A 13,216-nucleotide genomic window follows, 5' to 3' on the forward strand; every position below is an offset into this window, starting at 1 on the left:
TCACGCCTCCCGGGGCAGTGCGGCGGTGAGCCGGTGGAGCAGGTCGGTGGCGTCGGCGGGCAGGTCGCGGCCGGCGGCGTGCCGTTCGGCGGCGAGCGCGGCGAGCATCGCCGCCAACTCACCGTCGGCCCGGCTGTCCAGGTCGGCCACGGCGGCGAGGGGCACCCCGCTGAACACACACTTGAGCACCGCCTGCCGCCAGGCGGCCGGATCGAGGTGCCGGGCGTACGGACCGAGCGCGGCGGCGACCAGCCGGGTGTCGTTGGTCCGGATCGCGTCGTGCAGCAGCGGCACCGCCTCGGCGCCGATCGGCAGCAGCGGCAGGGCCCGCAGCACGGCACGCCGTTCGGCGGCGTCGCCGTGCCGGTAGAGGGTCTCGGCGTACGCGGCGTGCTCGCCGGGCAGGCTGGTCAGCAGCAGCACCCGGGCCGCGTCGTCGGCGGTCCAGCCGGGAGCGTCGGCCAGCGCGCCCCGACCGCAGCGCCGGCCGGCGGCCGGAAAGAGCCGGGTGATCGCGGTGGGCTCGGCCGCGACCTGGCGCAGCGCCGTGTCCAGCCAGTCGGGATCGGGTACGCCCCGCAGCGCGGCCCGCAGTGAATCCGGTGTCATTCCGTCTCCTCCCTCGTGCTGCTGTGCTGCTGTCGTGCCCTGCTGCCCTCAGTGCCGTGCTGCTGCACCGCCCGGCTGCTGCGCTGCGCGGCGGGCACCCCGGGCACGTCCTTTGCTCTGCTTCACTCCAGGAAACGGCCGGTGTTCGAATATCGGACGGTCGCTGTCTCCTCCGCTGAAGCAGAGCAAAGGACGTCAGCGGGGACCTCGCCCCCGGCGGGCCGGGCACCGGCCATCGCGGCGGCTGCGGCGGCCGAGGCCGCGGCGGCGCGTAGGAACTCGATCGACCGGGCGGCCACGGCGGGCGCCGCGTGCGAGTCGCGGGGCAGCTCCACCGCGACCAGACCGCGGTAGCCGGCATCGGCCAGGGCGGCCAGCACCGGCGGGAAGTCGATCTCGCCGGTGCCGAACTCCAGGTGCTCGTGCACACCCCGGCGCATGTCGTCGATCTGCACGTTGACCAGGTGCTCGGCCACCTCGGCGACGCACTGCGGCACCGGCCACGGCTCCAGGCACCGGCAGTGACCGATGTCGAGGGTGATGCCGAGGCGGGCCGGCTCGCCGAGCGCCGCGTGCAGTCGACGCCAGTCGGCGATGTCCTGCACCAACATTCCCGGCTCCGGTTCGAAGCCGAGGGTCACGCCCGCGCTGTCGGCGGCGTCGACCACTGTGGCGCAGCCGGACACGAGCCGGTCCCAGGCACCCTGCGGCGACACCGTCTCCGGCCGTACGCCGGCCCAGAACGAGACGGCCTCCGCGCCCAGGTCGGCGCCGATCCGTACCGCCCGGCGCAGGAACTCGATCCGCCGGGTGGGGTCGTCGTGCAGCAGCGTCGGGGCGTGCTTGTGCCACGGGTCCAGCAGGTAGCGGGCCCCGGTCTCGATCACCAACCCGAGACCCAGAGCGGACAGCCGTCGGCCGACCGCGGCGATCCGGCGGGTGAGTCCGGGCGCGAACGGGTCCAGGTGGTCGTGGTCCAGGGTGAGCGCCACCCCGTCGTAACCGAGGTCGGCGATGACGGCGAGCGCGTCGTCGAGTCGGTGGTTGGCGAAGCCGTTGGTGCCGTACCCGAGGCGCAGCGTCGTCGCGTCGGCCTGCGCGGCGTCGGCCTGCACGGCGTCGGCCTGCGCGGCGTCGGCCCGGACGGCGTCGGCCCGGACAGCGTCGGCCTGCGCGGCGTCGGGCTGCACGGCGTCGGGCTGGGCGCGGCGGGGTTGGGGCACGGTCATGTCGGGGAGACCTTCCGGGCCAGCCGGCGGCCCAGCGGCGCGGCCGCCGCGACGGCCAGCCCGAGCAGGCCCGCGCCGCCCCGGGCGGTGAGCGCTCCCTGGAGGGCGGGCAGGCCGGTGATCCCGGCGCCCACCGCCGCACGGACCTTCCCGGCCGACGGATCCCGGACCACCTGGGCCTGGGCCGCGCCGTAGCGGGCGGCGTACCACCCGGCCAGCACCGCGGGCACCGCGGCGGCGATCCCGCTCGACCAGGCCCGGCCCGCGCCGGCGGCGCCCCGCTCGGCGGTACGTCCGGGAACGGCTACGGCGGCGCTCGCGGCGACCACGGCGGTGCCGGCCAGGGTACGCATCGGCAGGGCGGCGTCCGCGCCGCTGACCTCGCGACGGGACAGCGCGGTGACCGTCCAGGTGTGGGCCGCGACGGTGGCCGCCGAGGGCAGCGCCCGCGTCAGTCGACCGTCGGACGCTCCCAACAGCACGTCCAGCCCTCGGCAGGCGGCCATCACGGCGGGACCGGCGGCGGTGTTCTTGGCCAGCAGGTCGTACCCCCAGATGCTGGCGGCCAGCGGCACCGCGAGCGCGGCGGCGCGGCGACCGCCCACGGCGGCGGCCAGACCCACGCCGGCGGCGGTGAGGCCGGCGGCGAGACCCAGCGCGGCGGTCGGGGTGACCCGGCCGCTGGGAATCGGCCGTTCGGGGCGTTCGACGGCGTCGAGCCGCCGGTCGGCCCAGTCGTTGGCGGCCATGCCGGCCCAGTAGAGCAGCACCGACGCGCCCGCCAGGGCGGGGGTACGCGGGCTCAGCGCGCCCGCCGCCGCCGCGCCGGCCACGACGTCCCCGGGGACCGAGAGCGCGGCCGGCGCGCGGACCAGCTCGGCCAGGTCAGCCAGCGTGGTCATGGGCACCGTCCGGGCCGGCGTGCAGTCGCTGGACGAAGTCGGTCAGCCGGGCCCACTGCTCGTTGAGCGAGTGGGTCGGCGTGCCGAGCGGGTCCTTGAAGAAGAAGCCCAGGTCCGCCAGCGGGCCGACGTGTCCGGCGGCGTGCGCGGCGGCGGTGAGGCGGGCCAGGTCGAGCACCAGCGGCGCGGCCAGCGCCGAGTCGCAGCCGTGCCAGGTGAACTCCATCCGCATGCCGGTGCCGAGGAAGCCGGCGAACGTGATCAGATCCCAGGCGGTCTTGAAGTCGCCCAGTTCCTCGACGTACTCGATGCGGGTGTTGCCCTGCGGGACGTAGCCAAGCGTCTCGCCGAGCACGCGCTGCTTGCTCTGCACCTTGGCGGCGTTGGCGGCCGGGTCGGCGAGGGTGGCGCCGTCGCCGCCGCCCAGCAGGTTCATCCCGGACCAGGAGCGCACAGCGAGGTTGCGCATCGCGAACATCGGCGCGAGCACCGACTTGACCAGGGTCTCGCCGGTCTTGCCGTCGTGCCCCGCGTACGGCAGGCGGCGTTCCTGCGCCACGGCGGCCAGCGCCGGCAGCCGCAGGCCGGTGGACGGCGTGAAGTCGACGTAGGGGCAGTCGGCCAGCAGCGCCGCGTACGCGTAGAGGGAGCTGGGCGGCAGCACCTCGTCGGGGCCGTCGAGGGCGGCGCGCAACGCGGCCGGGTCGACGTGACCGGGGTGCGGTCGAGGCGCCGGTTCGGTGGCGGAGACGTTGACCACGACCACGCGGTCCAGCCGATGGCGCGTACGGAAGGCGGTGAGGTCGTCCACGACGGTGGCGACCCGGGCGGCCTGGGTGACGCCGACCGGGGCCGGGCGTAGGTCCTGTTCGACGGCTGCCAGCTCGTCGGGGAGCGCGGCGACCAGGCGGCCGGGTATCACGCCGGTGTCGGCGAGCGCCTCGGCCCGCTTGCCCAACGGGGTGGTGGCCACGTCGTGCCCGCCGAAGACCAGGTCCGCGAAGGACGGCAGGGCGGGGCCACGAAGGGCCGGCAGTTCGGTGACGCAGCCGGTGGGCCCGGCCAGGCCGGCCCGCAGTGCGAGCCCCCCGACGATGCTGGTGGTCGCGACGGAACCGCGCGCTCCTACCAGCCAGACACCTGTTCGCATGGTGCTCCTTCCCCAATCACGAGGAATCGTCGGTACCGCTAAATATAGGAATATCAGAATATGTTTCGGAAAGATACGGCCCGATTTCGAGAAAGTTTCGGGCCGGATGGATGGGCCCCGCCCGCCCGACCCGTACCGGTACGACGCCGGTCCGGCGTCGGCGTCGGCGGCGACGACGACGGACCGGCTCTCGGCACGGGTACGGGCAGACGGGGCTGGCAGACAGGGTCGGTCGGCGTCTCGACCCTGTCTCCCCCGCATCCGCCGACCGGGGCGTTGGCATGCCCCGATCGGACGTCTCAGGTTGCCGCGCCCACCGGATCGACCGGGGTGCGGTCCGCCGTGCGACGGCGGACGGAAGCGGTACGGGTGGGGGCAGCGGCGGGCGATGTCATCGGATCCTCCGGATCGCCGGGGGGGTGGTGGTGGCGGTCCTCCGGTGCGGCCGGGGAATCCCGGTCCGGTCGCACCGGACGACCGTCCTTTCCGTGCGCCACCGGGCCGTCGAAGGCCCGGCTGCACACTCTCCGGAGCCGACCTCGTCCCGGCCGCGGGGCGCAAACCGCGGCCGGTCCCTCGCCGGTCGGCTCCGGAAAGCCGGTCGGGCGACGGCGGCGCGAACACCGCCGTCGCGGATGGTCAGGGGTCAGACGGTGACCACGGTCAGCGCCGGTTCCACGTCGGTCCACGAGGATCCGGTCTCCGCCGAACGGGTCACCGCGTCCAGGACGAGCTGGACCTGCAACGCGTCGGCGAAGGAGGGCGCCGGGTCGGTGCCGGTGGCGATCGCCTCGATGAGATCGCGCATCTGGTGCGTGAAGGAGTGCTCGTAGCCGATGATGTGGCCCGGTGGCCACCACGCCGACATGTACGGGTGGTCGCCCTCGGTCACCAGGATCCGGCTGAAGCCCTGCTCGAGCGTCGGCCGGGTGGCGTCGTAGAACTCCAACTCGTTGAGGCGCTCCAGGTCGAAGACCACACTGCCCAGCGAGCCGTTGATCTCGACACGCAGGGCGTTCTTGCGGCCCGTGGCGAAACGGCTCGCCTCGTACGTGGCCAGGGCGCCGCCGTCGAGCCGGGCCACGAAGACCGCGGCGTCGTCGACGGTGACCTGGCCGGTGGCCGGAGCGTTGCCGTCGACCGACTCGCCGTCGACGGTGGCCGCCAGCCCGCTCGACTCGGCTGGCAACGGCCGCTCCTTGACGAACGTCTCGGTGATCGCGCTGACGCCGGTGATCTGCTGGCCGACGACGAACTGCGTCAGGTCGATGATGTGCGCACCGATGTCACCGAGCGCGCCGGAGCCCGCCCTGTCCTTCTGCAACCGCCAGACCAGCGGGAACTGCGGATCCACGATCCAGTCCTGCAGGTACGTCGCCCGGACGTGCCGTATCACCCCGAGTCGTCCCTCGGCGACCATCTGGCGCATCATCGTGACCGCGGGGACCCGGCGGTAGTTGAACCCGCACATCGACCGCACCCCGGCGGCGCGGGCGGTGTCCGCCGCGGCGGTCATCGCCCGCGCCTCGGCCACCGTGTTGGCCAGCGGCTTCTCGCACAGCACGTGCTTGCCGGCGGCCAACGCGGCGAGGGCGATCTCGGCGTGACTGTCGCCCGGGGTGCAGACATCGACCACGTCGATGTCGTCCCGATTGACCAGGTCACGCCAGTCGGTCGTGTACGCGTCCCAGCCGAGCCGGTCTGCCGCGTCCGACACCGCTGTGGTGTCCCGGCCGCAGATCAGCGCCATCCGGGCCCGCGCCGGCAGGTCGTACACGCGGTTCACGGTGCGCCACGCCTGTGAGTGCGCGGCGCCCATGAACGCGTAACCGACCATGCCGATCCGCAGTTCTCTGTCTGTCGTGGACAAGGTGGGTCTCCCCCCGGTATGTCAGAACCCGAGCTTGTCGTAGCTGCTCGCGTTCTCCTTGGTGATCGTCTCGGAGGCGAGGGTCACTTCCTTGGGCACCTGCAGCTCCGTCAGGTCGCCCAGGCCCCGGCCCTGCGCGATGAGCCGCGCGAGCGAGATCGCCGAGGACGCCATCGACGGGTTGTAGGTGACCGTCGCCTTGAGCACCGAGTTGTCGGCCTTGATCGCGTCGATCGCGAGCTTGGAGCCCGCGCCGCCGACCATGAAGAACTCGGACCGGTTGGCCTGCTTGACGGCCGCGAGCACACCGATGCCCTGGTCGTCGTCGTGGTTCCAGATCGCGTCGATCTTGCGCAGCGCCTGGAGGAGCTGGGCCGCCTCGCGCTGTCCGCTGTCCGAGGTGAACTCGGCCGAGCGTCGGTTGGCCACCTTGAACCCGTAGGTCGCCAGGGCGGCCTTGAAGCCCTCGCTGCGCTCGACGGTCAGCGGGATCTCCAGGCCGGCGATCTCACCGATGACCGGGTTGGTGATGCCCTTGTCCTTGAGCTGCTTGCCGATGAAGTGGCCGGCGGAGACGCCCATGCCGTAGTTGTCACCCTTGATCACCAGCCGCGAGGCCAGCGCGTCGGGGAACGCCCGGTCGAGGTTGACGATCGGGATGCCGGCCTGCATGGCCTGGAGGGCAACGGCGTTGACCTCCTTGCCGTCGTGCGGCAGCACGACGATGATGTCCGGCTTCTGGGCGATCAGGGTGCCGAGCGTGGAGCGCTGGGCCTCCGAGTTGGACCCTCCGTCGACCTCCTTGAACTCCACGTCCGAATACGCCGCGGCCTGCGCCTTGGCGTTCGCGTGGATCGCGCCCATCCAGCCGTGGTCGGCGGCCGGGGCGGAGAAGCCGATGACGACCTTCTTACCCGGAGCGTTGTTGCCCTCGGCGTTTCCGGCGGCCTTGGTCTGGGTGCTGGCGGCCGGGGTCTCGTTACTGGTGCAGGCGGTCAGCAGGGTGGCGGCGCCGACCGCGGCACCACCGAAGAGCAACCGGCGGCGCGACAGGTCGCGACTGTTCTGGGTCATGAACGACCTCCTGGGAGCGGGTTTTCACATGGGTGAGGGTGTGCGAGGTCCGGCCACCGTCGAAGATCTCGACGTCGCCAGGACAACGGTGCGGTGCGTCAGGTCGTGGTGGTGACCCTGTTCCGCGCGAGGAGCCGGGTGACTGACTTGAACTTGAACTGCTGGATCAGGACGGCGGCGACGATAATGCCGCCCTTGACCATGTTCTGGGCCTCGATGGAGAGGCCGTTGATGGCGAAGAGGTTGGTGATCGTGGCGAAGATGATGACGCCGAGCAGCGAGCCGACGATCGTGCCCCGGCCACCGCTGAGCAGCGTCCCGCCGATGATCGCGGCGGCGATCGCGTCCAGCTCGTACAGGTTGGCCATCGCCGCCTGCGCCGAGGTGGCCTGCGAGGTGAGCATGATGGCGGCGATGCCGCAGCACAGACCGGAGAGCGCGTACAGCAGCATCGTGTGCCGGCGGACGTTGATGCCGGCCAGTCGGGCCGCCTCCGGGTTACCGCCGACGGCGATGGTCCGCCGGCCGAAGGTCGTCCGGTTGAGCAGGACCCATCCGGCCAGGACGACCGCCCCGAGGATGTAGACCAGGATCGGGATGCCGATGACCTTGCGGGCGGCGATGTCGTTGATGAACGTGCTGGTCGACACCTGCGTCTGCTTGTTGGAGATCGAGGCCGCCAGGCCGCGCGCGGCCACCAGCATCGCGAGGGTCGCGATGAAGGGCACCAACCTGCCGTACGAGATGAGGACGCCGTTGACCAGGCCGACGCAGATGCCGACCGCGAGGGCCGTGAAGATCATGCCGCCGGCGCCGTAGCTCTGGGTGGCCACCGTGGTGCACCAGACTCCGGCCAGCGCCACGATCGCGCCGACCGACAGGTCGATGCCGCCACCGATGATCACGAAGGTCATGCCGACCGTGACCACGCCGACGACCGACGCGAGCTGAAGGATCGCCAGGACGTTGTTCCAGACCCAGGTCGGGTCGCCGTACAGGTCCGGCTTGGTGATGGCGCCGACCACGATCAGCGCGGCCAGCACGCCGATCAGGCCGAGGTTGCGCTTCGCGCCGTCGCCGCCGTCGCCCCGCCACCAGGAGAGCTTGCCGCTGGATGCCGTCTTTTCGCTGGCCACCGCCGTCTCCGCCGGGTCCACCGGCGGCGACTGGGCCGGAAGCTGCGGGCGCTCCGGTGTCGCGGTGGGTGTGGGAGTCGCGTCGCTCATGCCGGTGCGCCTTCCATCAAGGACCCCGCCATCACGAGGTCAAGCACAGTGTTCTCGTCCAGTTCGCCGGCCGCGGCCTCGCGGATCACCCGGCCTTCGCGCATCACCAGCACCCGGTCGGCCAGGCCCAGCACCTCGGGTACCTCGCTGGAGACCAGCAGCACGCCGACGCCCTGCGCGGCCAGAGAGCGGATGACCTGGTACAGCTCGGCCCGGGCGCCCACGTCCACACCCCGGGTGGGCTCATCGAGCAGCAGCAGCTTGGTGCCGCCGAGCAACCACCGGCCGACCACCACCTTCTGCTGGTTACCGCCGGACAGGGTGCGGACCGGCCGGTCCACGTCCCGGGGACGCAGCTCCAGGGTCTCGGCGATCCGGTCCGCCTCGGCGCGTTCCGCCGCCGCGTTGGTGAAGCCGAGCCGCGCGTACCGGCCGAAGGTGGCCAGCGTGACGTTGCGGTAGATCGGTTCGCCCAGCAGCAGCGCCTGACTCTTGCGCTCCTCCGGGGCCATGCCCATGCCGGCCCGCACCGCCGCCCCGACGCCGGGGCGCAGCACCTTGCCGTCCATCCGCACCGTGCCGGCCTCCGCCAGCCGGGCGCCGTAGATCGTCTCCAGCAGCTCGGAGCGGCCGGAGCCGACCAGACCGGCGATGCCGACGATCTCCCCGGCCCGCACGTTCAGCGAGACGTCGGCGAACTCGCCGGTGCGGGTCAACCCCTCCACCTGGAGCAGGTCGGCGCCGGCGGTGTCGTCGGCGGGGCGGTCCGGGAAGACGTACTCGATGGTCCGGCCGGTCATGCGGCTGACCAGGTCGCGGGTCGGGGTGTCGCGCGCCGGCAGGTTCGCCGCCGTGGTCCGGCCGTCCTTGAGTACGGTGACCCGGTCGCCGATCTCGCGGATCTCCTCCATGCGGTGGGAGATGTAGATGACGGCGATGCCCTGCGCGGTCAGCTCGCGGATGATCCGGAACAGGTTGCCGACCTCGTCGTGGGCCAGCACCGCGCTCGGCTCGTCCATGATGATCAGTCGCGCCTCGTGCGACAGCGCACGGGCCATGCTGACGATCTGCTTGCCGGCCGCCGGCAGGGAGCGGACCATCCGACCGGGCGGGATCTCGCCGTGACCGAGCCGGCTGAGGATCTGCCGCGTGTGCCGGGCCATCCGGCCACGCCGGACGAAGCCGAGGCTGCGGTACTCGTGCCCGAGGAACGCGTTCTCCGCGACCGACAGATCCTCGACGAGGTCGAGCTCCTGGTAGATGGTGGCGATGCCGGCCTTCATGGCGGCCTGCGGGTTGGCGAAGGTGGCCGGTTCGCCGCGCCACTCCACCAGCCCGGAGTCCGGCTGGTGCACGCCGGCCAGCACCTTGATGAGCGTGGACTTGCCGGCGCCGTTCTGCCCCAGCAGGCAGTGCACCTCGCCGGCGCGTACCTCGAGTTGGACCCCGTCCAGGGCGCGTACGCCGGGGAAGGTCTTGACCACGTCGGTGAGGCGCAGGACCACCTCGCCCGCGACGGTGTCGGGCGGAGCTTCGACCAGCGGCGCGTCGGCGTCGGCGTCGGCCGACCCGGTGGTGGCGGTCTCGTCGGACAGGGCCACGGTCTCCTCCTCGCTCATGATGCTTCCCCGAAGGCGACGTCGCTGGCGAGCACGGCCGCGCCGGCGACACCGGCCCGGCCACCCAACTCGGACAGCACGACGGGCAGGTTGCCGGTAGCCAGGGGCAGTGACCGGCGGTAGACCACGCTGCGGATCTCGGCGAGCAGGATGTGCCCGAGCTGGGCCAGCCCGCCGCCGATCACGATCATCGACGGGTTGGTGAAGCTCACCAGGCCGGCGAGCACGCCGCCGACCCGCCGTCCGCCGTCGCGGATCAACTGGATGCAGGTCACGTCGCCCTCGACGGCGCCCTCGGCGACGTCCAGGGCGGTGACGGTGCCCCGCAGGCTGAGCCGCTCGGCCAGGGCCGGCGACGATCCGCTGCGGGCCGCGGCGAACGCTTCCTTGGCCAGCGCGGCCCCGCTGAACAGCGCCTCGAGGCAGCCCGCGTTGCCGCAGGAACACATCGGACCGTGCGCATCGACTTGGATGTGGCCGATGTCCCCGGCGCAGCCGTCGGTGCCCCGGTAGACCTCGCCGGAGAGGTAGATGCCGCAGCCGACACCGGTGCCGATCTTCACGAAGAGGAAGTCGTCCACCGAGTGGGCGACCCCGCCGTGGCGTTCCCCGATGGCCATGATGTTGACGTCGTTGTCGACCACCGCCGGGCAGGCGTGCTCCCGGCTGAGCAGCTCGCGCACGGGGAAGCGGTCCCAGCCCGGCATGATCGGCGGCGACACCGGCACGCCGTCGCGGAAGCTGACCGGCCCGGGTACGCCGATGCCCACCGCGTCCAGCCGCTCGTACGCCCCGTCGACCCGGGCCTTGTGCAGCAGCTCGTTGACCCTCTGCAGGGTGACCTTCGGGCCGCTGCGGATGTCGGCCGGCTCGGCGTAGTGGGCCACCGGTTCGAGGCGGCCGTTGACGACCTCGACGTCCATCGAGCTGGCGCCCAGGTCAACGGCGGCGAAGCGCAGCTTCGGGTTCAGCTCGACGAGCGTCGAACGACGCCCGCCCCGGGAGGCGGCAAAACCGGCTTCGGCGACGTACCCCAGCGCGACCAGGCGATCAAGCTCGGCCAGCAGTCGCGGACGCGGCATCTGGAGCCGGTCGCCCAGCTCGGCGCGGGACACGGCCCCCTCGTCGCGGAGCAACCGCAACAGTCGGACGTGCAGGGGGTCGACGGTCCGCACGCGCGGTTCACCTCTTCATCGGACTCGTTCACATCGACGCAATGTCGATGTGTTGTGTCCGACACAGTAGGAGCGCTCCGCGCCGCGTGTCCAGAGCTTCAGCCGTTCCGTTCCCAACTTTTGTCCGAAGGAACAAAAGCTAAAAGTGGATCAAGAAAAGGATAACGCCGTGATCGCAGGCGCTCGCGTGCAGTTTCATCGACGGACACGAACCCGCCCCGCCAGCTTGTCTCTGCTGGCGGGGCGGTTCGTGTCGGTGGACGCTCGTTCAGCCGCCCGTGTGCGCGGTGCCCTTCTTGCGGAGCTTGCGGTCGTCGCGCAGCTCGACGTAGGGCTCGTCGTCGACGGGGTGCCCCGCCGAGATGGCCCGGCCACGCTCCAACTCGGCGTCGAACTCCGCGCCCAGCAGGATGGCGATGTTGCTCAGCCACAGCCAGACCAGGAAGACGATCACGCCGGCCAGCGTGCCGTACGTCTTGTTGTACGAGCCGAAGTTGCTCACGTAGAAGGCGAACAGGCCGGAGATCACCAGCCAGATCACCACGGCCAGCACACCACCCGGGCTGACCCAGCGGAAGCCGCCGTGCCGGGCGTTCGGCGAGGCCCAGTAGAGGATGGCGAACATCAGGCTGACCAGGATCAGCAGCACCGGCCACTTGGCGATGTCCCACACCGTGACCGCCGTGGAGCCGAGACCGACGACGTCCCCCACCGCCTCGGCGAGCCGACCGGTGAACACCACGATCACCGCGCTGGCCAGCAGCAGCACCCCGATCACCGCGGTCACGCCGAGCCGGATCGGCAGCGTCTTCCAGATCGGCCGGCCCTCCGGCACGTCGTAGATGGTGTTCGAGGCGCGCATGAACGCGCCCACGTACCCGGACGCGGACCAGAACGCCGCCAGCAGACCGATGATCGCCGCGACGCTGGCCAGCCCACCGTTGTCCTGCGCCGCGCCGATCGCGTCGTTGATGATCGTCTGGATGCTGTCGTTCGGCACCGCCTGGCTGACGGTGTCCTTGACGCCCTCGGTGGCGCTCTCCCCGAGCAGCCCGAGGATGGAGATCAGCACCAGCAGCCCGGGGAAGATGGACAACACTCCGTAGTAGGTCAGCGCTGCCGCCCAGTCGGTCAGGCTGTCGTCCTGGAATTCTCCGACCGTACGGCGGATCGCCGCCTTCCAGCCGCTGCCCGGCAGGTCGGTGGGACTGTCCGGGCCGTCGTCGGGCCCGACCGGCCCGACCGGCGCGCCGGCGCGGTCACGCTCGGTGCCGCGCGTGCGGGGGTCATGCTCGCTCCGGCCGTGCTTGCGGTCGGGCGCGGTGCGGTCGGGCGCGGTGCTGTCGGGCACGCTGCGGTCGGGCGCGGTGCTGTCAGGCGCGGTGCTGTCAGGCGCGGTGCCGTCGTGCGCGCCGCTGTCGCGCGCGGTGCGGTCGCTTGCGGTGCTGCGGTCGCGCTGGGCGGAAGACTCGTCCGAGGCCATCGCCCCTCCTCGTCGTCGGCGGTGTCACCTGCGGACATGCCCCGTCGACGGCCTGGCATAACCCCTACTTGTAGAGCATCCTGCCCATCCGGCGCGAGGCCACCAGCAGACCGACCGCCATCATCGCCAGCAGGTAGAGCACGTCGAGCAGCCAGAGCCACCCGCCGGTACCCACCGTGACCCCCCGGAGCAGGTGCACCGCCCGGTACAGCGGAGTGACCTCGACCAGCCAGCGCAGCAGGGTCGGGTAGGCCTGCGCCGGCACGAACGTGCCCGAGAAGAAGAACAGGGTGAACTGGACCGACCCCACCAGGTCGAAATCCTGCCAACTGCGCATGACGGTGGAGACCGCCATGCCGAGCCCGCCGAACGCGAACCCGACCAGCACCGCCGCCGGGAGCGCGGTGACCGCCCGGGTCACGGTGGTCAGGTCGAGCGCGACCATGACCCCGAGGAACGCCGCCGAGTACGCGCTGCCGCGCAGCATCGCCCAGCCCAGCTCACCGAGAGCGATCTCGAACGGGCGGATCGGGGTGGCGATCATCCCGTCGTACAGCTTCATGTACTTCATCTTGCCGAAGAAATTGAATGTGGTCTCCGAGAGTGCCCCGGTCATCGCGGAGGAGGCCAGCATCGCCGGAGCCACGAACTCGGCGTACGACACCAGCCGCCCATCGGGCAACGGCAGGTCCCCGACCAGCGTCCCCACGCCCAGGCCGATGGAGAACAGGTAGAGCAGCGGCTCCACGAAACCGGAGAGCAACAGCAGCCAGTAGACCGGCTTCAGGGCCGTGACGTTGCGCCCGATCACCGACGCCGACCGGCGGGACGCGCCGGAGACGTCGACCAGCCGGGGCAGGACCAGCGTGACCACGGGTT

Annotated in this window: 11 protein-coding genes; all 11 read right to left on the reverse strand. The window is 71.9% G+C overall.

The window, feature by feature from the left end; genetic code table 11:
- Entirely contained in the window at positions 1–609 is a 609-nt protein-coding gene (locus tag ACQPZK_RS24380) for an EboA domain-containing protein (RefSeq protein ID WP_433535204.1), read from the reverse strand.
- A 122-nt stretch (positions 610–731) separates the two neighbouring features.
- The gene (locus tag ACQPZK_RS24385) at positions 732–1,688 is read right to left on the reverse strand and encodes a sugar phosphate isomerase/epimerase family protein (protein WP_433539298.1); all 957 of its coding nucleotides are present in this window, start codon (positions 1,686–1,688) and stop codon (positions 732–734) included.
- Positions 1,689–1,834: 146 nt separating this feature from the next.
- Positions 1,835–2,740, reverse strand: a complete 906-nt coding sequence (locus ACQPZK_RS24390) for an SCO3242 family prenyltransferase (protein ID WP_433535205.1) — start codon at positions 2,738–2,740, stop codon at positions 1,835–1,837.
- Positions 2,724–3,890, reverse strand: a complete 1,167-nt coding sequence (locus ACQPZK_RS24395) for an inositol-3-phosphate synthase (protein WP_433535206.1) — start codon at positions 3,888–3,890, stop codon at positions 2,724–2,726. The genes ACQPZK_RS24390 and ACQPZK_RS24395 overlap by 17 nt, the downstream gene beginning before the upstream one ends.
- Before the next feature lie 646 nt (positions 3,891–4,536).
- A complete protein-coding gene (locus tag ACQPZK_RS24400; RefSeq protein WP_433539299.1) occupies positions 4,537–5,727 on the reverse strand; it encodes a Gfo/Idh/MocA family protein in 1,191 nt (396 codons plus the stop codon).
- 54 nt (positions 5,728–5,781) lie between these two features.
- Positions 5,782–6,834: a substrate-binding domain-containing protein gene (locus tag ACQPZK_RS24405; RefSeq protein WP_433535207.1), complete on the reverse strand. Its 1,053-nt coding sequence runs from the start codon at positions 6,832–6,834 to the stop codon at positions 5,782–5,784.
- A 98-nt stretch (positions 6,835–6,932) separates the two neighbouring features.
- Positions 6,933–8,060: an ABC transporter permease gene (locus ACQPZK_RS24410; RefSeq protein ID WP_433535208.1), complete on the reverse strand. Its 1,128-nt coding sequence runs from the start codon at positions 8,058–8,060 to the stop codon at positions 6,933–6,935.
- Positions 8,057–9,679 (reverse strand): sugar ABC transporter ATP-binding protein, encoded by a 1,623-nt coding sequence (locus ACQPZK_RS24415; RefSeq protein WP_433535209.1) that lies wholly within the window; start codon positions 9,677–9,679, stop codon positions 8,057–8,059. Before ACQPZK_RS24415 ends, ACQPZK_RS24410 begins: the two co-directional genes overlap by 4 nt.
- A complete protein-coding gene (locus ACQPZK_RS24420) occupies positions 9,676–10,854 on the reverse strand; it encodes an ROK family protein (RefSeq protein WP_396804177.1) in 1,179 nt (392 codons plus the stop codon). The genes ACQPZK_RS24415 and ACQPZK_RS24420 overlap by 4 nt, the downstream gene beginning before the upstream one ends.
- 268 nt (positions 10,855–11,122) lie before the next feature.
- Positions 11,123–12,337: a YihY/virulence factor BrkB family protein gene (locus ACQPZK_RS24425; RefSeq protein WP_433535210.1), complete on the reverse strand. Its 1,215-nt coding sequence runs from the start codon at positions 12,335–12,337 to the stop codon at positions 11,123–11,125.
- 64 nt (positions 12,338–12,401) lie between these two features.
- A complete protein-coding gene (locus ACQPZK_RS24430; protein WP_433535211.1) occupies positions 12,402–13,211 on the reverse strand; it encodes an ABC transporter permease in 810 nt (269 codons plus the stop codon).
- Positions 13,212–13,216: the final 5 nt, after the last annotated feature.

It is taken from the genome of Micromonospora sp. CA-249363 (assembly GCF_050950185.1).
Classification (GTDB): Bacteria; Actinomycetota; Actinomycetes; order Mycobacteriales; family Micromonosporaceae; genus Micromonospora.